The organism is Palleniella muris (genome assembly GCF_004792655.1).
In the GTDB taxonomy this organism is placed as follows: Bacteria; Bacteroidota; Bacteroidia; order Bacteroidales; family Bacteroidaceae; genus Prevotella; species Prevotella muris_A.
Window position 1 is genome coordinate 161,007 of sequence record NZ_SRZC01000003.1, and the last position, 17,804, is coordinate 178,810.

Sequence of the window (17,804 nt, forward strand, 5' to 3'; positions counted from 1 at the left end):
TTCTCTTTTGTTAGTTCTGTTATGATTCTATTATGCTAAAACTGCCAGTACATCAGACTGACGCATGATGAGATACTTCTCGCCCTCCAACTCAACCTCTGTTCCGGCATACTTTCCGTAAAGCACATTGTCACCGGCTTTGAGAATCATCTCCTCATCCTTTGTGCCGTTTCCTACTGCGACAACAGTTCCCTGGATAGGTTTTTCCTTACTTGCTGTGTCAGGAATAATGATACCTCCGATTTTTTCTTCTGCCGCCATTGGTTGTACCAATACGCGGTCTGCTAATGGTTTAATTGTCATAATTCTGTTATTTTTGATTTGTAATGTTCTACAGGATTGACTTACATAAAGCATGCCAATACGGGCTGTCTGCCAATTTGTCACACGTGTCAAGTTTCAGGAAGCAATTATAGGCAGCATGCCTGACAGATATTCCATCATCTTTCAATGCAAGACCAATTTGGTCCATCAGTTCTTCAAGTCCCCGTGCGTCAGGGATTTTCCCCTCGGAGAACAAGCGTGAAAGGATGTTGTAGCCGAGTATTTGGTACATGGCATCACCCTGTGCAATCAGTTTGTATGCCATTTCAGGAGCATACTCCACTTTCGAGAACAATAGTGTTGCCGCCATCTCCGCTATTTCCTGCGATTTTATGTCATCCACCCATACACCGGCGATGTCAGGAGTGAACTCTTCTGCCGGCATAAGCAGGAGAGCCATAATCTTTGATTCACGGACATTGTCCTTCCACAACTCTAATGCTACATGGAAATCAGGCTCATAGTCTTTTGCCAAATCCTTGATGTGCATAAGTGACACACCCCAATTAATACGGTAGCTTGCACCACTGTTACGCATGTTCTCGGAAACCACACCGTCCATAAGCGAACGAAAACGCGAACGAATATCCCTTGCTGTCTCGTGACTGTTCATAACTTATAATTTATTCATAACAACTTGAAAATCAAAGCATAATTCCACACTACACAAAAGGTGGCACTTCACCCGCCAAAAGATAACCTTTTGGCATGCCAAAGGTAACACTTTGTACGATGAAAGGTAACCTTTTGCAAACCAGTTGCTGGCACTTCTGCAAAACACAGAAAACACATTGCATGCGAATATGGTTTGCAATGTCTCATGCAGAGTATTCTTTTGAATAGCGCATCATCTGCTCTGAGTAAGATTCTGTATAGTTGGCAACTACGTCTGTGACATTTCCGTCTGCATCAACGACCTCTGTCAGTACCGGATTGATGAAGCCCTTGTATGGAGCTATCCCAAGTTTCTCGTAACGGTTCTTTATCTCCTTATGCGTCTTTTGATTAATTTTCACGCCATAAGTCTCAACGAGGTCACGTGCTGCGTCATGGTCACCTTCGCTTTTTATGCGTTGCACCTCAGCAAGAAGCTCTCCAAAAAGCGTGCGGAGCGCAGGATAATCATTGATACGCATATACGTCTTTCCATTCACCTCGTACAATTCAACACAAGGTTTTTGTGACGATTTTTCCTCACATGCACATTTTGCCTTTGCGTAAACCCAATTGGCAATAATGGCACGGTTACGCATGTGAGCCTCTTGGATGTCCTCGCCAATAGGAATGCGTACGCATTGTGTCAGCAGACCGTTAAGCATGTATGTGTAATACTGTGCTTTATAAGCCTCTTCATTTGGCAGCAGACTGAGCTCTACGAGTTTCGGGTCTGCCATATAATACAGCCCGAAAAGGTCTGCACGTGCTTCCTCGATTGTCGATGCATAGGATTTCAGCATGTCAAGCGAAACTCCCGATGCCATTTGTCCTGAACCATGACCAAGGCATTCATGCAAGTCTGTATGCAAATCGTCCGTTATATATCCGTACTTTCCGATGAGTTGCAGAGTATCCGCATCATCAATGTATTCTTCCCTGAAGCCACTGTGCTTGGAAGCGTTATCGTAAGCAGCAGTGATGTTTGATATTGTGATTGACTTAGAGCCGTGCTTTGCCCTTATCCAATCGGCATTAGGAAGGTTTATGCCTATCGCTGTCGCCGGATATTCGTCACCGCCAAGCATGGCACAGCATACAACGTTTGCCGTAACACCTGTGACAACAGGCTTCTTGAAACGGCTGTCAACAGGAGAATTGTCCTCAAACCACTGAGCATTTTCTGCCAGTATCTCTGTGCGATGTGTCGCTTCAAGGTCCTTATAGTGCACGATGCCTTCCCATGAACCTTTCAATCCGATTGGGTCGCCATAGACTTCTATGAAGCCATTGATGAAATCTACTCGCGGAGAGGTCTGCCCTACCCACTTTATGGAATACTCATCAAATTCCTTAAGGTCACCACTTTTGTAATAGGAGACCAGCGAGGCAATCACTTCCTTTTGGGATTCATCCTCTGCAAATTCTATTGCCTTCTCCAGCCAGAATACGATTTTCTCTATATATGCAGAGTATTTTCCACCTATTTTATATGTTTCTTCTGTTATGTCCGTGCCGTTTTTCACAAGACGTGAGTTCAGTCCGAAAGACGGTAGTTCATCCTTCGATGCCTCAGGATGGTTCTCTACCCATTCTTTCTTCTTGTTTTCGTAGAATGAAACAGCTTCTTCTTGCGTGACACCGTTATAGAAATTGCATGCAGACGTTGCGACGAGGTCTTCCCCTTGGCGTTGGTTGACACGCTGTGGCATAACTTCCGAATCGAACATCACCGGAAGAAGCTCCGCTATAAGGTCATCCACAGTCTGCCCTTTATCCAAAGGAAGGTTCTCCTTAGGGCATGACATGACAGCCTGAATGAAATCCTGTTTCGTAAAATCCGGTAAGAATTTCTGACAGCTGTAGTGATGATGTATACCACTTGAGAACCATACTCGTTTCAGGTATTCAGAGTCAGGGAAACATATTTCAAGTATTTTCCTTATCTTCAGGTTGTAACTTCCATGTTGGTCGAAAGTTATGTCCCTACCCCATAATGTCGCCTGCGACAAGCAATACACCAAACGCTTCTGACGAATGGTGAGTGTTTCAAAGTCTTTCAGTTTGTATCTTAATAGTTGAATATCAGCAAAACGTTCCATAATATGTAATAATAATAATCCTTGTTTGTAAGATGTCATTCAAAAGCAATGCCGCCAAAAGGCGCAGTAGCCTTTAACTCTTCGCGCTGCTTCTCCTCCTCTTCGCGTTTCTTTTCCAATTCATTGGCAAGCCATTCCTTAGGCTTCATTCCAACAAACTTGTTGAAGGCATTGTAAAAACTTTGACGTGTGGAGAAACCGGCAGAGTAAGATATGTCCTCCATGGTCAGAGTGCTGTGGGGCTCAAGCATGATTTGCTTTGCCTCATCCACACGCAGTTTGTTGACAAGTTCCGAAAAATTGCATCCGTAGTGCAGCCTTATCGCAGCACTTAGGTATCGCGTGTTGGTGCCAATATTCTTCGCCAGCTGCGCAGCCGTGAAATTGACATTTCTGTAGCGTCGCCCTGCAAAAACATACTTCTGGACGCCGTTTTTTATTTCCATGAGTTTCTGACGGCTTATACGTGCGCTATACTGTTTCTCTTCCGGCACATCAAAATCAATCATATCCGCATAATATTAAACCAACCAATCAAATGTATTCATCTTTCTGCAAAGTTACAAATTTATCGCTATAACTCCAAATCTTCCCAAATTGATGTAAACATTTTTCACATTTCATACCTAATAGTTGGTATTTGTGGTTTGTGATGGTGGAAAACATTTGATTATCTCATAAATAATAATTAATTTTGCATTCAAAATTATCAAGAACATGAGATTATCAGAGCTACATACAGGTGAAAAAGGAGTCATTGTGAAAGTGCTTGGCCATGGAGGTTTCCGCAAGCGTATTGTTGAGATGGGCTTCGTAACAGGAAAGGAAATCACAGTGTTGCTTAATGCTCCTTTGCAAGACCCTGTCAAATATCTCATTATGGGATATGAAGTTTCCATGCGCAGGGATGAGGCAGACATGATTGAGGTCGTCTCGTCACAGGACATACAGAAGGTGCAGAATCAGCAAGAGGTGCAAGACTTGCTGCTTGACTGTGGCAAAGAAGAAGCCATGTATGAAATGGCAAAGAAGAAACGCCACCATATAGACGTTGCACTTGTGGGAAATCCGAACTGTGGCAAGACTTCATTGTTCAACTATGTGTCAGGCGCGCATGAGCGTGTCGGCAATTATTCCGGTGTGACCGTTGACGCCAAGGAAGGTATCGCTTATTTTGAGGACTATGAGTTCCACATCGTCGACTTGCCCGGAACCTATTCCCTGTCAGCATATAGCCCGGAAGAACTCTATGTGAGAAAGCAGATTGTAAACCATACTCCTGATGTAATACTTAATGTTCTCGATGCATCAAACCTTGAGAGAAACCTTTACCTTACGACACAACTGATTGATATGCACTTGCGTATGGTGTGCGCTCTCAACATGTTTGACGAGGCTGAGAAACGTGGCGACAGCATTGACCACAAAAGTTTGGGAAACCTTCTCGCAATACCTATGGTGCCGACTGTGTTCAAGACCGGCAGAGGTGTGCAAGAACTATTCCATACAATAATTGAAATCTATGAAGGAAAGATAAAAGAGGGGCATATACATATCAATCATGGAAAATATATAGAAAAAGGTATCGAGGATGTGCGCGACTTGCTATATACGTATGAAGGTGTGAAGCGTCGCTACTCTACTCGTTTCGTGGCAATAAAACTCCTTGAAGGTGACAGCCAGATAGAAGAATATGCACGGACACTCCCTCATGCAGAAGAGATATTCACTGTAAGAGACAAGGCTGCCAAGGAGATAGAACAAGAACTGAAAACGGATGCAGAGACTGCCATAATGGACGCTAAGTATGGGTTTATCAATGGCGCACTGCAAGAAACGGAATATGGCATTGGGGCAAAACAGGACACATACGAGGTGACACACCTTATTGACCATGTCATCACGCACAAATATCTTGGTTTCCCACTGTTCTTTGCCGTTATCTTCCTCATGTTTGAAGTGACATTCACCATTGGGCAATATCCTGCCGACTGGATTGAAGAGGCTGTGGCATGGTTCGGAAACTATGTAAGTACATACATGCCGGATGGTCCGCTGAAGGACATGACCATAGATGGCATTATTGGTGGTGTTGGTTCTGTGATAGTCTTCCTACCACAGATTCTCATCCTGTATACATTCATTTCGTTCATGGAAGACTCCGGTTATATGGCACGTGCTGCCTTCATCATGGACAAGCCTATGCACAAAATGGGATTGCATGGAAAATCGTTCATTCCTTTGATTATGGGATTTGGATGCAATGTCCCTGCAATAATGGCTACGCGCACGGTGGAGAGCAGGCGGTCGCGTCTGATAACCATGCTTATAATGCCATTCGTGTCATGTTCGGCGCGCCTGCCTATATATATAATGATTGTAGGAGCATTCTTTGCTGTCGAATATCAGGCTTTTATCCTTATCTGCATATATGCCACCGGTATATTGACTGCAGTCTTGGCAAGCCGTATACTCTCACGTTTTCTTGTAAAAGGGGAAGATACACCGTTTGTAATGGAACTGCCACCGTATCGTTTCCCTACGGCAAAAGCAATCCTGCGCCATACATGGGAAAAAGGCAAGCAGTACCTGAAGAAGATGGGTGGCATCATTCTTGTGGCATCTATAATAGTATGGGCTCTCGGCTATTTCCCGCGGACACCTGAAGGCACTCCGTTGTCACAGCATCAGGAGCAGAGCTATATAGGCAGGATAGGCAAAGCCATAGAACCTGTATTTTATGCACAAGGATTCAACTGGAAACTTGATGTGGGACTGGTTGCCGGTGTCGGTGCAAAAGAGATTGTCGCTTCCACAATAGGAGTGCTGTATTCCGGAGACAGTTCGTTTGGTGACGACGAGGAAGTCGTTAGCGGAGATACAAAGTACAGTCTCCTTCGTCAAAAGATGGAAGCAGAGGGTATAACAGCATTGAGTGCAGTTGCCTTTCTGTTGTTTGTGCTGCTGTATTTCCCTTGTACGGCTGCCATAATCGCAATAAAAAACGAATCCGGCTCATGGTGGTGGGCAGTGTTTGCAATTATATATACCACTGCTGTGGCATGGATAGTTTCTGCCTTGGTATACCGGATTGGACTACTTATATTGTAAGTGTATTTAACAAAAACGTATGGAAATGATACAATATATTATCGTTGGTATTATAATTCTCCTTGCCATTATCTTTATGGCAAGGAGAATATATTCTTCTTTCAAGAACCCGACAGAATGCAATGGAGGATGTGCCGGTTGCAAGCTCTATGACCATTGCAACAAACAAAAGGTGGATTAATGAAATAGCCCTACTCCACCATTGTTAGGATGTCAGCAGGGACTGCTGCAAAATTTTCTGCGCCATTGGCAAGTAAGAATTCTTTGTCACGAAATCCCCAAAGGACAGAGATGCAAGGTATTCTGGAGTTTTTTGCTGTCATAATGTCCACATCCGAATCTCCTATGTATATCGTGTCTTCAGCAGTGCAACCCAACTCTTTCATTGCGATATGCACCATGTCCGGAGCTGGCTTTCTCTGTACATTCGGACGTTCGCCAATGGCTATGGCAATTGTATCTTTGAAAAACTTTTCATGAAGTTCTGACACGCCTTCTTGTATTTTATTGCTGACGACTGCCATTCGGAAACCTTTCTTATGCAACTCTTGCAACGTGTCCGCAATGCCCGGATAAAGGTCTGTATGGTCTTGGCAATGTATCATGTAATACTCCTTGAACTTTGCAAAAACTTCTTCAAACCGAGGATTATCCTCACCATCGGGAACAGCACGGATTATCAGTGTTCTGACTCCATTGCCTACAAACTGCCGGATTTCATCTATTGTTCTCTCAGGCATGTCGAAAGCCTGCAATGCGAAATTTGTTGCATCTGCCAAGTCTTCCAGTGTGTTCATGAGAGTCCCGTCAAGGTCCCATATAATATTGTTATACTTCATTTTCAATCTTCATTTAATATTGGCAATTGCCAATGGTATGTTATTGCACCAACACGCATTACAATTACAGAAACGGCACATGCTATCTGTGCTGTGATGGTTGACAGTCCTAACAGAAGTACTACAGTATAGACTATTCCACCGACAACACATGCGAGGGCATATATATCCCTGCGGAAGATAAGCGGTTCCTCATTGATTAGAATATCACGAATAACACCTCCTGCTGCACCGGTCATTACACCCATTATGTTTGCCGTCCAGAAAGGGAAGCCGGCATCCATGGTTTTCTGGAATCCGACGACGGTGAACAGTGCCAAACCGATGGAATCGAAAAGAAACATTGTCGTTCCAATCTTGTTTATGAACTTGTGAAACGGAATATAAAGGAGAATTGCGAAACCTGTGATGGCAAGATATACCCACTGTGTCATCCAGAACGGATTCATACCCAGCATAATATCTCTCAAAGTGCCACCACCACAGGCTGTTGCCATGCCAACGATAAATGCACCGAAGAGGTCGAAGTTCTTTTCCGATGCAAGACGTATTCCACTTATCGCAAAAGCGAAAGTTCCTATATAATCTATTATGCTGACAAATGTAAGTTCCATCATGATTGCCGTTGTGGAATTATTCTTTATTGGAGTTTTCCCATTCTTCCCATTCACGCATAGCCTCTTGCCAATCAGTCTGTTCACCATTGTCAATAGCCTGTTCCACAGCCAATGCAGCATCATGTTCACGGTCTCTTTGACGCTTCGCCTTCATATCAGCGATGGTTGCATCATCAAGAATGCGGATAGCACCTCGTTGGATTGCAGCCTGCAGTTCATCATAACCAAACGCTTTTCCCGGTTCATTGAAATCAGAGATGTTGAACTCAAAATTTGTCCGCAACTGATGTCGTATGAGTTTCTGCTGGAAACGAGTTCCGGAACATTTCTTTTTAAGAAGCATTCCGATGATGTCTATCTCGTGTTGAGAATATTTATTACGTCCCATATTTATATTGTTAACGTTTATTTCTGCTACGGTACACTGACAGGCTCCTGACTTTGGACTTTCGGTTTACGTCCACCACGCCGTCCACCACGGTGCTTTGTTTTCTTTTCCTGTTGTTCCTCTGTCTGCTGTGGGGTTTCTGCCTGTGACACAGGTGTAGTTGTGTCTGTCTTTGGTGTCTCTTCCTGAGTCTGCACCTGTTCTGCTTTCTTCTGTTGCTTTGTGTTTTCTTTCTTCTGCTCCTGAGCGTTATTTTGTTTCTGCCTCTGACCTTGATTGGCATTCGCACGGTTTTTCTGCTCATTGCCATGTTTCTGCTTATTTCCTTGTTTGTCAGAATGGCGGTCGCCCGGACGGAATCCGTCAATCCACAGTTCCAACGGATTTACAACAGACTTGCACATTTGCTGTGGCACATCTTCCATCCACTGCTTTCCGGCTGCCATCTGCAAGAAATGATACTGGCGGGTGTAGGCATCGAGAATCTTCAGGTCATCAAATGTCATTACCATCGGACGAAGCGGTGCATAAACGCTATCCCAAGTCTCGTCATCTATCCCATTGGTTCTCTGAAGGTCATCGCACATTCCCATAGAGCGGATTGCAACAGATGCATCATTCGTGAGGAGCAGAACCCTCTTTCCTTGTGCGAACAGTTCCACACAACGGCGGATGATGGCAGGGTCAGCGAAAGCACTATGATGGCTCTCGGCTCCGATGCCTTCTATACGTAGACGGTTCTCACGCTGTTGCGAAAGTATCAGACGCTTGGCAAGTCGTGCTGCTATATTCCTGCAAACAACCTCGTCTTTCATATCTGCATCTACTGCCGGAGGTTCCATTTGTGTGGCAAAACGGTCAATCTCCTCATACGTCTCGGACATCATGGAGAAACGGGCACCACGGAATTTTGAAAGTCTTGAGATGAATTCCAATTGTCGCTCAAACTGCAGGCGTGCATTAAACCGCGGATCAGAGTGGGAAGAGGTGTGCCCTGTAAGGAGTTCTATCCAAATATTCGTATCAGAAAGGACAACATCGTAATTCAGCACAAGCGCAAGAGTGCCTTCTATCCAACGGAAACGTTTTGCAGCCTCTTCTGCGGTCAGCAGCTGTATCTGCTGGTCATTCAAGAGCAGCTGGCGTTGTGGAGCATTGACAAGATCTACAATATCCTTTATAAGCAATGTAGGACATGGTGGTACTGGTTTTGGTTCTTGTTTCTTTTCAGTATGATTATTAGAAGATTGTTCTTCCAGTTTGGCTGTGTTTACTGCATCAGCCACTTCCACAGTTGGCTCCGGAAGCACTTCCTCAACCTTTATTTCTTCTTGCTTCACTTCTGCTTTCTTGGTGTTCTTTCTGCGAACCGTACGTTTCGGCTTTGCCTCTGTACCGGCAGTTTCTTCTGCAGAAGTGTCTTTCTGCTCTTTTGTTGTTTTCTTACGCGAAGTGCGTTTTGCAGGAGTTTTCTTTTCATCCTCCTGTAATTTCGGCTGTTCTGAGACCGTAGTCTCAACATTTTCTACTTTCTTCTTTGCCATAAGTTGATTAAATGGTTAATAAAAGTAGATTATTCGTTAATCAGAGCCGTAACTCTATCGTATGTCAGTCCTTCAAAATTGTCAAGGACATGGTTGCACTTGTCCTGAATCTGAGCACGGCTATTGTTTGTTGCCAATCCTATTGTATATATCCCGGCAGACATACCTGCCTGCAAGCCTGTAAAGGCGTCTTCAAATACGACACATTCCTCCTTTTTACAATCAAATACGGATGCACCTTTCAGATAGCAATCCGGATTAGGTTTTGACGCAGCGAAATCCTCAGACGTGAGGATACGGTCAAAAAGGGTGCGGAATTCAGGAACCTTATCGGCAACAACCTCCATCTTCTTTATGTTGGAACTGGTAACTATGGCACAACGCACTCCATGACTTTTAATGTCATGGATAAAGTCAAGTGCGCCTGGGATGAAGACATAATCCATCTGCTTCTCCCACTCGTCAAGAGCCAATGTTATCTCCTCCTGCCAATTCTTGTCTGGGAAATAACGCTCAAAAATCTGAGTAAGCGTTGTGCCTTTGATAATCTGTTCAAGATTGGGAACATCAGGACGATACTTCGCAGCCATCTTTCCCCAAAACACAGTGTACTGTCCCTCAGTGTCCATAAGAGTACCATCGAGGTCGAATAATGCTACTTTAAATGTATTCATAACCCGTTAACGGATTTTCATTTTAATAATTCGTTTTTATAGAAGCTCACTCAGTTCAAGCCAACGGAGTTCCTTCATATCCAATTCCTCGTTAACTATCGGGAATCTTTTCGACATTTCAGTGATTTCCTCCACACTTGCCGTTCCGGAGGATAATGCGCTTTCTATGTCTTTTTTCTCTTTTGTGAGTTGTTCTATGTCTTTTTCCAATTGTTCAAACTCACGTTTTTCCTTAAACGACATGCGCCGTCTGTTTTCTCCCCCATCACGTCGACCGCCGGTTTGTTTAGAGACTGTCTGCAGAGAGGCTGAGTCTGAACGAGAGACAGACAAAGATTCTTTCGGCAATAGCTTCTGGTATTCACGGTACTGTGTATAGTTGCCGGGGAAATCCTGTATTTCACCATTGCCATGGAACACAAGCAAATGGTCAACAATTTTATCCGTGAAATAACGATCGTGGGAAACAACTATCACGCATCCCGGAAAATCCTGTAAATATTCCTCAAGAACCTGCAACGTCTTAATGTCAAGGTCATTGGTAGGTTCGTCAAGAACAAGGAAATTTGGATTCTTCATCAATACCGTGCACAGATACAGTTTTCTCTTTTCTCCTCCGGAAAGTTTATATACATAATTATATTGCTGTTCAGGAGTAAACAAGAAATACAGTAAGAATTGTGATGCTGTAAGATGGCGTCCCTGTCCCAAGTCTATATAATCGGCTATCTCACGGATGACATCTATAACCTTCTGGTCATCGCGGAATTTCAAACCTTCCTGTGAGAAATAGCCGAAACGCACAGTCTCGCCAATGTCAAAGCGTCCTGCGTCAGGCTTTTCCAGACCAAGGAGCATCTTGATAAACGTTGACTTTCCGGCACCATTACTACCTACAATACCCATTTTCTCGAAACGTGTGAAATTGTAGTAGAAGTCCTTCATAATCACAAGCGGTTCTTTGCCTTCACGCTCCCATGACTTGCTGATGTACTGGCACTCGAAAATCTTTGAACCAATATATACCGTTGATGCCTTCAACCGTATCTGGCGTTCTTCCATACGCCGCTTTGCAATAGCTTCCAATTCATAGAAAGCCTCTTCACGATAGCGTGCCTTATGTCCACGTGCCTGTGGTTGGCGGCGCATCCACTCCAATTCACGGCGGTAGAGATTGTTTGCGCGTTGAATCTCGGCACGCTGATTGTCTATACGTTCCTGACGTTTCTCAAGGTAGTACGAATAATTACCACGGTAAGTATAAAGATTTCCACCGTCAAGTTCAAGTATCACAGAGCATACACGGTCAAGGAAAAATCTATCATGTGTGACCATAAGAATGGTCTTGTTGCCACGAGAAAGAAATCCTTCAAGCCACTCTATCATTTCAAGGTCAAGGTGGTTTGTCGGTTCATCCAATATCAGGAAATCCGGGTCTGTCATCAAAACGGCTGCAAGGGCGACACGCTTCTGCTGTCCGCCGGACAATTGCCCCATGGGCTGATTCAAATCACGGATTTTGAGTTGTGTAAGAATCTGCTTTGCATTCAGATGCTGTTCATGCTCTGTCTGCCCTGCCGTACAAGTTTCCAATACTGATTTTTCCGGATCAAAGTCCGGAGTCTGGCAGAGGAAGCCGGTCTTTGTATCATTGCGATAAATAATAGAACCGGTATCAGATCCCTCAATGCCCATAAGCATAGAGAGAAGGGTTGATTTGCCCGTGCCGTTCTGAGCAATAAGACCGACATGCTGTCCTTCGGCGATAGAAAAGCTGATATTACGGAACAGCACTCTCTCGCCGAAGGATTTTGTCAGATTCTGTACATCAAGAACAGGATTAGCCATTTGCCAATTCGTTGTTGATTGATTCAATATAGTCAAGAACCTCATCTCTGCCTATGGCTTTGTCTGACGAGGTTATAAAATATGGAGGCAGTTCTTCCCAGCGGTCACGCATTTTCTCCATCCATGCGCTTGCCGCTGCACGAGCCTTGACAATTCCGAGTTTGTCCGCCTTTGTGAAGATTATGGCAAAAGGTATGTTCGACTCTCCAAGCCAATCGATGAACTCACGGTCTATAAGTTGTGGGTCGTGACGGACATCGATAAGCACGAAAGTGCACACCAACTGCTGCCGTTGGAGGATGTATCCGGCAATCATCTGCTCAAGTTTCTGCTGAACAGTTTTAGAACGTTTTGCGAAACCATATCCTGGAAGGTCCACAAGATACCACTCCTTATTTATAATGAAGTGGTTTATCATCAATGTCTTTCCCGGTGTAGCAGATGTCTTGGCAAGTCCTCGATGCCTGCAAAGCATATTGATTAGCGAGGACTTGCCGACATTACTCCTACCGATGAATGCGAACTCGTTCTTTGTATCATTCGGACATTGTCCGACAGTCGGAGAAGATATTGAATATTCTGCTGTCTTTATTATCATCTGTATATTCTATTACCAAAGTTTCAGACGCTTTTCAGGAGCGATGTACATCTTGTCAGAAGACTTGACGTTGAAAGCATCGTACCACATATCGATGTGCGGAAGCGTACCATTCACTCTCCAGCGACCAAGGGAGTGAGGATCGCTCTTTGTACGATTACGGATTTCCTTCTCTGTGATGTTGCCAGCCCAAACACCGGAATAAGCCAAAAAGAAACGCTGTTCAGGTGTCAGACCATCAATGGTCTTCAACGGAGCATTCTTTGTAGCGTTCTTGTATGCATTGAATGCTACCATAAGTCCTCCATGGTCAGCCAGGTTCTCACCCAAAGTAAAGCGGCCATTAGCCTTCAGATCAGGAAGCACATTGATTTCAGAGAAAAAGTCCGCACACTGGTTGCCGATTTTCTTGAAGTTCTCTGCATCCTCCTTTGTCCACCAGTCACGCATGTTTCCGTCACCATCGAAATGACAGCCCTGGTCATCAAAGCCGTGGGTCATCTCATGACCAATGACAACACCGATAGCACCATAGTTGAATGCGTCATCCGATGCCGGGTCAAAGAACGGATACTGAAGGATTCCTGCCGGGAAACAAATCTCATTGGTTGTAGGATTGTAATAAGCGTTTACAGTCTGAGGAGTCATGAACCACTCATCTCTGTCGACAGGCTGACCGGCTTTCTCCTTGACTTCCACACTGTTCCAGTGAGCGCGGCAAGCCTTGACATTCTCATAATATGACTTTGAAGGGTCTATTGTCAGACCACTCATGTCCTTCCATTTGTTAGGATAACCAATCTTTACATAGAACTTGCTTAGCTTCTCAAGAGCAGCCATCTTAGTCTTTGTGCTCATCCAGTCCTGGGCAAGGATGCGCTCTGCAAGTGAAACCTGAAGGTTCTCAACAAGCTTCTCCATTCTTGCCTTTGACGATGCAGGGAAATAACGCTCACAATAGATTTTGCCAAGAGCCTCTCCCATGACACTTTCCACCTGTGCGGTAGCACGCTTCCAAAGCGGGTGCTCTTCCTTGCTGCCACGCATGGTCTTGCCAAAGAAATCAAAGTTCTCCTGACGCACCTTGTCACTGAGATAGTTCGCTGCGCTATGGATGACATCCCACTCCATATATGCCTTCATTTCATCAGCAGTCATCTCGCCAAGCACCTTATTGGCACCCTCTACAAACGCCGGCTGACCTACAATAAGTTCCTGCATATACTCACTCTTTGCGCCCTCGGCATTCATAAGCTCCTCAAGTTTCACATTAGGATACTTAGCCTTGAACTCCTTAAGAGTCATCTTATTGTAGTTGGCTTCTACATCACGAAGTTCAGTTCTTGATTTGGAAACCTTTGCCAATGCTGTCTCAACCTTAAGGACAGCCTCCATTTTTTTCTGAGCTACAGCTTGCTTAAAGCCGAACAACCGGAACATGTTTACAACATGCTGCTTGTAAGCGGCACGGATGTCGCTTGTAGCCTTATCGTCATCAAGATAATACTCCTTCTGTCCGAGAGTCAGACCGCCCTGGTAAACATTGAGAATGTTCATCTTTGCATTCTTCTCGTCAGCTCCAAAGCCCATTCCCATTGGCACACCATAGCCGAACGGAGTGTACTTCAACTGGAGAGCCTGCAAGTCAGCGACACTCTTGGCTGCCTCAATGTCATTGATGATTGGCATTACCGGCTTGACACCTTCCTTGTTGCGACGCTTCTGGTCCAAAGCCATTTTATAAAAATCACCCAATTTACGTTCAATGGTTCCCTCATTGAAACTGCCTTTGAGCATATCGTCAAGGATGGCGTTAACACGCTTGTTGTTATCCTCACCAAGCTGGTCAAAGCTGCCAAAGCGTGAATAAGCCGCAGGAAGTGGATTGAGTTTCATCCAACCTCCGCAAGCATACTGATAGAAATCTTCTGTCGGATTAGCTGTCTTATCAAGATTTTCCATCTTGATTCCGGCTCCAAACTCTTGTGCTCCGGCAACAACCGGTGCTGCTGCGATAGTCATTATCGCCATTAAGTTTTTGAAATTCATTTTCTTTGTTTATATAATTCGATATATGTTCACTATAATATAAATAGGTTTGTCAGACACATTCCTCAAAAGCCTTACCATTAACGCAATCCTTCAAGTTCCTCGCACAGTTGTTCCCAACGGGTCGTCTCTGCGTCAATCACTTGCTTGGTGGAAGTGTACTCACTGACAACAGCCATGTCACTTGCTCCTTCCGGCGAGCACAGTACAGCATCCAACTCCTTGATACGCTTTTCAAGAGTCTCTATTTTCCCCTCCACCTCCTTGATTGACTTTTCCAATTTGGAGATTTTCTTGTTGCGTTCCTTACGCTCCGCGTAGCTCAGTATGTCGTCCTTTGAAGGTTCTTCCGTCTGCGCAACGTCATTCTGCACAGGAGTTTCCACAACTTCTTTTGCTTTCGGTTGTGATATTTCCGCCTTTGATTGTTCATGAGAACGTATCCAATCGTATATACCGCCAAGGTATTCGCGCACCTTACCTCCACCGAATTCATAGACTTTGTCGACAAGTCCGTCAAGGAATTCACGGTCGTGGGACACAACAATGACTGTGCCATCAAAAGCCTTGATTGCTTCTTTCAGCACATCCTTTGATTGCATATCGAGATGATTGGTCGGCTCATCAAGGATAAGGAAATTGACAGGCTCCAAAAGAAGACGAATCATGGCAAGTCGAGAACGCTCACCACCGGAAAGGAATTTCACTTTCTTCTCTGACGCTTCACCACCGAACATGAAAGCCCCGAGGATATCATTGATACGGAGACGAACTTCTCCCTTTGCCACACGGTCTATCGTCTCAAACACAGTCAACTCGTCGTCAAGCATCTGTGCCTGGTTCTGGGCAAAATATCCAATCTGGATGTTATGCCCTATTTTCAGTGTTCCGCCAAAAGGTATCTCACCCATGATACATTTCACAAGCGTAGACTTTCCTTCGCCATTCCTGCCGACAAAGGCAACTTTCTCGCCACGTTTGATGATGAGATTGACATTCTCAAAGACCAGATGCTGGTATGTCTTCTCCACATCTTCGCATATCACGGGATAATCGCCGGAACGCAGGCATGGAGGGAACTTCAGGCGCAGGGCGGAAGTGTCAACCTCATCAACCTCTATCGGCACAATCTTCTCCAATTGGCGGATGCGCTGCTGAACCTGCACTGCTTTGGTTGCCTGATAACGGAAGCGCTCGATGAACGCCTTGGTGTCCGCAATCTCTTTCTGCTGGTTCTCATAAGCACGCAACTGCTGCTCGCGGCGCTCTTTTCTGAGAACAACATATTCATTATACTTTACTTTATAGTCCTCGATATGCCCGCAGACAATCTCTATTGTACGGTTTGTTACGTTATTGATGAAAGCACGGTCATGGGACACAAGGACAACAGCACATGACGATTGTGCCAGATACTGCTCTAACCATTGTATAGACTCTATGTCAAGATGATTGGTAGGCTCGTCAAGCAGCAGGATGTCAGGCTTCTGCAACAGAATCTTTGCAAGCTCTATACGCATGCGCCAGCCACCGGAAAACTCCGCCGTCGGTCTGTCCAAGTCAGGACGTGAGAAGCCGAGTCCCTGAAGCGTGCGCTCCATCTCTGCCTCGTACTGCTCCCCTCCCAGCATCATATAGCGGTCATGGAGGTTGGTGAAACGCTCCACAAGGTCCATGTACTCCCGGCTCTCATAGTCTGTGCGCTCAGCCATTTCCTGCTGCATCGCCTCGAGTTTCTTGCCCATTTGTATTGTGTCGGAAAACGCCTTGCGTGTCTCATCGCGGACAGTGGTGTCGTCCTGGATCTTCATCACCTGCGGAAGATAGCCGACCGTAGTACCATTAGGAATCGTGACATTGCCACTTGTCGGAGTCTGTATGCCGCTGATTATTTTGAGGAGTGTAGATTTTCCCGCACCATTCTTGCCCACAAGGGCGATGCGGTCTCTGTCGTTTATCACAAACGAGATATGGTCATACAAGGGGCGTGCGCTGAATTCTACGTGAAGATTGTCTATTGAAATCATAGGGTAAACATTTATTTTATGCCACGTGCATTAAGGGCTGCCGTGTATTTCGCAGCGTTTTTAAGGTGCTCAGGGTAAGTCACGGCAAAATTGTGGGTGCCGGAGAAATCCTCTTTTGCACACATATACATGTAGTCGTGGCGGACATGATTAAGAACAGCGTCTATGCCTGCCACGGAAGGGATGCGTATTGGTCCCGGTGGAAGACCGGCATTGCGGTATGTGTTATATGGCGAATCGATAAAAAGCAGCTTGTTGTAGATGCGTTTCAGGTCAAAACGCTTCCAAGCATACTTGACTGTCGGGTCTGCCTGGAGCGGCATTCCTTTCTTCAAACGGTTGACATACATGCCGGCAACCATGGGTTTCTCGCCATCGTTTGCAGTCTCTTCGTCGACAATACTTGCCAGTGTGATAACCTCAACAGGCGTCATTCCCGCCTCCTTCGCCTTTGCCTTGCGCTCGGAAGTCCAGAATCTGTCGGATTCTTTCTTCATCCTGTCAAGGAATTTCTCTACAGGGACATTCCAGTAGATGTCGTAAGTGTTAGGGATGAACATGCACTGTATCGTCAGAGTGTCGAAACCGTATTTCTCGCATGTCACTTCATCGGTAAGCGCGGACAGCAGTTCTTCCTCTGACATCATCAGCCGCTTGGACATTTCTTCGGCAAATCTGTCAATGGTTCTTACTGAAGGAACGGTCAGCATGACAGGAGCTTGCTGACCATTGCGCATGTGGCGCAGCATCTGCAACGCACCCACCCCACTCTCCAAGGCATAACGTCCGGTACGGACATGTCCTGCATAGCCTGACACTGAAGACAGACACTTGAAAGCAGCAAGCGAATAGCCGTGGCTTATCGTATCCAGCTTTGCGTAGACAGAGTCGGCATTATCGTCTGCGTCAACATAGACATAACGAATGCCTTCGGCGTTTGACATCGGGGCGAAAAACAGGAATGCGGCCAAAGCACAGCATAACACGATGACTGCCAATAATTTCTTTATCATAATCAAATAACGTGTA

Annotated in this window: 16 protein-coding genes; 2 read left to right on the forward strand and 14 right to left on the reverse strand. The window is 45.2% G+C overall.

Annotated elements, in window-relative coordinates; translation table 11 throughout:
• Positions 1–30 precede the first annotated feature (30 nt).
• The 4 genes from E5358_RS02820 to E5358_RS02835 form a co-directional block, all read right to left on the reverse strand.
• Positions 31–303, reverse strand: coding sequence for a co-chaperone GroES (locus E5358_RS02820; RefSeq protein ID WP_135938800.1), 273 nt, complete (start codon positions 301–303; stop codon positions 31–33).
• Between the two features lie 28 nt (positions 304–331).
• Positions 332–937 (reverse strand): DNA alkylation repair protein, encoded by a 606-nt coding sequence (locus tag E5358_RS02825; protein ID WP_135938801.1) that lies wholly within the window; start codon positions 935–937, stop codon positions 332–334.
• Positions 938–1,142: 205 nt separating this feature from the next.
• Positions 1,143–3,119: a dipeptidyl-peptidase 3 family protein gene (locus E5358_RS02830; RefSeq protein ID WP_135938802.1), complete on the reverse strand. Its 1,977-nt coding sequence runs from the start codon at positions 3,117–3,119 to the stop codon at positions 1,143–1,145.
• The gene (locus E5358_RS02835; RefSeq protein ID WP_135938803.1) at positions 3,116–3,589 is read right to left on the reverse strand and encodes a helix-turn-helix domain-containing protein; all 474 of its coding nucleotides are present in this window, start codon (positions 3,587–3,589) and stop codon (positions 3,116–3,118) included. The genes E5358_RS02830 and E5358_RS02835 overlap by 4 nt, the downstream gene beginning before the upstream one ends.
• A gap of 208 nt (positions 3,590–3,797) precedes the next feature.
• On the opposite strand from E5358_RS02835, the gene feoB reads away from it, so the two are divergent.
• Both feoB and E5358_RS02845 read left to right on the forward strand, forming a co-directional pair.
• Positions 3,798–6,191, forward strand: a complete 2,394-nt coding sequence (feoB, locus tag E5358_RS02840) for a ferrous iron transport protein B (RefSeq protein WP_135938804.1) — start codon at positions 3,798–3,800, stop codon at positions 6,189–6,191.
• A 25-nt stretch (positions 6,192–6,216) separates the two neighbouring features.
• Entirely contained in the window at positions 6,217–6,372 is a 156-nt protein-coding gene (locus E5358_RS02845) for a FeoB-associated Cys-rich membrane protein (protein WP_168354565.1), read from the forward strand.
• A gap of 10 nt (positions 6,373–6,382) precedes the next feature.
• Here E5358_RS02845 and E5358_RS02850 read toward each other — a convergent pair whose 3' ends face one another.
• The 10 genes from E5358_RS02850 to mltG all read right to left on the reverse strand — a co-directional run bounded on the left by E5358_RS02850 (position 6,383) and on the right by mltG (position 17,788).
• Positions 6,383–7,030, reverse strand: a complete 648-nt coding sequence (locus E5358_RS02850; RefSeq protein ID WP_135938806.1) for an HAD family hydrolase — start codon at positions 7,028–7,030, stop codon at positions 6,383–6,385.
• Between the two features lie 2 nt (positions 7,031–7,032).
• Positions 7,033–7,647 (reverse strand): trimeric intracellular cation channel family protein, encoded by a 615-nt coding sequence (locus tag E5358_RS02855; RefSeq protein WP_479682764.1) that lies wholly within the window; start codon positions 7,645–7,647, stop codon positions 7,033–7,035.
• Positions 7,648–7,663: 16 nt separating this feature from the next.
• Positions 7,664–8,035 (reverse strand): hypothetical protein, encoded by a 372-nt coding sequence (locus tag E5358_RS02860; protein ID WP_135938807.1) that lies wholly within the window; start codon positions 8,033–8,035, stop codon positions 7,664–7,666.
• A gap of 26 nt (positions 8,036–8,061) precedes the next feature.
• Positions 8,062–9,579, reverse strand: a complete 1,518-nt coding sequence (locus tag E5358_RS02865; RefSeq protein ID WP_135938808.1) for a hypothetical protein — start codon at positions 9,577–9,579, stop codon at positions 8,062–8,064.
• A 29-nt stretch (positions 9,580–9,608) separates the two neighbouring features.
• Complete coding sequence (locus E5358_RS02870; protein WP_135938809.1) at positions 9,609–10,253, reverse strand: HAD family hydrolase; 645 nt, start codon at positions 10,251–10,253, stop codon at positions 9,609–9,611.
• Between the two features lie 36 nt (positions 10,254–10,289).
• The gene (gene abc-f / locus E5358_RS02875) at positions 10,290–12,101 is read right to left on the reverse strand and encodes a ribosomal protection-like ABC-F family protein (protein WP_135938810.1); all 1,812 of its coding nucleotides are present in this window, start codon (positions 12,099–12,101) and stop codon (positions 10,290–10,292) included.
• The gene (gene yihA, locus E5358_RS02880) at positions 12,094–12,699 is read right to left on the reverse strand and encodes a ribosome biogenesis GTP-binding protein YihA/YsxC (protein WP_135938811.1); all 606 of its coding nucleotides are present in this window, start codon (positions 12,697–12,699) and stop codon (positions 12,094–12,096) included. Before yihA ends, abc-f begins: the two co-directional genes overlap by 8 nt.
• Before the next feature lie 12 nt (positions 12,700–12,711).
• A complete protein-coding gene (locus E5358_RS02885; RefSeq protein ID WP_135938812.1) occupies positions 12,712–14,748 on the reverse strand; it encodes a M13 family metallopeptidase in 2,037 nt (678 codons plus the stop codon).
• An 80-nt stretch (positions 14,749–14,828) separates the two neighbouring features.
• The gene (locus E5358_RS02890) at positions 14,829–16,775 is read right to left on the reverse strand and encodes an ABC-F family ATP-binding cassette domain-containing protein (RefSeq protein ID WP_135938813.1); all 1,947 of its coding nucleotides are present in this window, start codon (positions 16,773–16,775) and stop codon (positions 14,829–14,831) included.
• Between the two features lie 11 nt (positions 16,776–16,786).
• Entirely contained in the window at positions 16,787–17,788 is a 1,002-nt protein-coding gene (mltG, locus tag E5358_RS02895) for an endolytic transglycosylase MltG (protein WP_135938814.1), read from the reverse strand.
• Positions 17,789–17,804 lie beyond the last annotated feature (16 nt).

Excerpts from the sequence above, each read along its gene's own strand:
- E5358_RS02830 (WP_135938802.1), bottom strand. The coding sequence starts at position 3,119 with ATGACATCTTACAAACAAGGATTATTATTATTACATATTATGGAACGT.
- yihA (WP_135938811.1), bottom strand. The coding sequence starts at position 12,699 with ATGATAATAAAGACAGCAGAATATTCAATATCTTCTCCGACTGTCGGA.
- E5358_RS02865 (WP_135938808.1), bottom strand. The coding sequence starts at position 9,579 with ATGGCAAAGAAGAAAGTAGAAAATGTTGAGACTACGGTCTCAGAACAG.
- E5358_RS02885 (WP_135938812.1), bottom strand. The coding sequence starts at position 14,748 with ATGAATTTCAAAAACTTAATGGCGATAATGACTATCGCAGCAGCACCG.
- mltG (WP_135938814.1), bottom strand. The coding sequence starts at position 17,788 with ATGATAAAGAAATTATTGGCAGTCATCGTGTTATGCTGTGCTTTGGCC.
- E5358_RS02845 (WP_168354565.1), top strand. The coding sequence starts at position 6,217 with ATGATACAATATATTATCGTTGGTATTATAATTCTCCTTGCCATTATC.
- E5358_RS02820 (WP_135938800.1), bottom strand. The coding sequence starts at position 303 with ATGACAATTAAACCATTAGCAGACCGCGTATTGGTACAACCAATGGCG.
- E5358_RS02860 (WP_135938807.1), bottom strand. The coding sequence starts at position 8,035 with ATGGGACGTAATAAATATTCTCAACACGAGATAGACATCATCGGAATG.
- E5358_RS02835 (WP_135938803.1), bottom strand. The coding sequence starts at position 3,589 with ATGATTGATTTTGATGTGCCGGAAGAGAAACAGTATAGCGCACGTATA.
- E5358_RS02855 (WP_479682764.1), bottom strand. The coding sequence starts at position 7,647 with ATGATGGAACTTACATTTGTCAGCATAATAGATTATATAGGAACTTTC.
- E5358_RS02850 (WP_135938806.1), bottom strand. The coding sequence starts at position 7,030 with ATGAAGTATAACAATATTATATGGGACCTTGACGGGACTCTCATGAAC.
- E5358_RS02825 (WP_135938801.1), bottom strand. The coding sequence starts at position 937 with ATGAACAGTCACGAGACAGCAAGGGATATTCGTTCGCGTTTTCGTTCG.
- abc-f (WP_135938810.1), bottom strand. The coding sequence starts at position 12,101 with ATGGCTAATCCTGTTCTTGATGTACAGAATCTGACAAAATCCTTCGGC.
- E5358_RS02890 (WP_135938813.1), bottom strand. The coding sequence starts at position 16,775 with ATGATTTCAATAGACAATCTTCACGTAGAATTCAGCGCACGCCCCTTG.
- E5358_RS02870 (WP_135938809.1), bottom strand. The coding sequence starts at position 10,253 with ATGAATACATTTAAAGTAGCATTATTCGACCTCGATGGTACTCTTATG.
- feoB (WP_135938804.1), top strand. The coding sequence starts at position 3,798 with ATGAGATTATCAGAGCTACATACAGGTGAAAAAGGAGTCATTGTGAAA.